The 558-nt window shown below is 37.5% G+C and carries 2 tRNA genes and 1 rRNA gene; all 3 read left to right on the top strand.

Annotated elements, in window-relative coordinates:
- The first annotated feature begins 39 nt into the window (after positions 1 to 39).
- A tRNA-Ile gene (locus tag ACP7AT_RS15765) sits at positions 40 to 113 on the top strand.
- A gap of 92 nt (positions 114 to 205) precedes the next feature.
- Positions 206 to 279 (top strand) — tRNA-Ala (locus tag ACP7AT_RS15770).
- A gap of 193 nt (positions 280 to 472) precedes the next feature.
- Positions 473 to 558, top strand: a 23S ribosomal RNA gene (locus ACP7AT_RS15775); the annotation flags it as partial.

Consider the following 558-nt stretch of genomic DNA (forward strand, 5'->3'; position numbering starts at 1 on the left):
CTTGCTGTTAGTTCAAATAATACCATTTAAGAATAAGAGTGTCTCGTAGCTCAGCTGGTTAGAGTACTACACTGATAATGTAGGGGTCGACAGTTCGAGTCTGTCCGAGACAACTATTTTACTTAAATAAAAAAAGAAGAAATTCTAGAGTTGAGGAGTTATGAAAGTATTTCATAATTCATAATTCACAATTCATAATTAGATTGGGGGATTAGCTCAGCTGGCTAGAGCGCCTGCCTTGCACGCAGGAGGTCAACGGTTCGACTCCGTTATTCTCCACGATTTTAGTCATAAAGTCTAAAGTCATAAAGTTACAAGTCTTAGGACATTCGACTTTAAGACCTTTGACATTCGACTAAATAAAGTTCATTGACATATTGAGATAAGAAAATAATAAAAAGTAGAAAGCATTTTTTGCTTGTTTATTTATAGACAAGTGAAAGAAACGGCATTCTTAATTGAATGTTGGTACAATAAGCAAAATAAGGGCGTATGGGGGATGCCTTGGCTCTCAGAGGCGATGAAGGGCGTGATAAGCTGCGAAAAGCTACGGGGATT

This window comes from Flavobacterium sp. DSP2-3-1 (assembly GCF_049896865.1).
Classification (GTDB): domain Bacteria; phylum Bacteroidota; class Bacteroidia; order Flavobacteriales; family Flavobacteriaceae; genus Flavobacterium.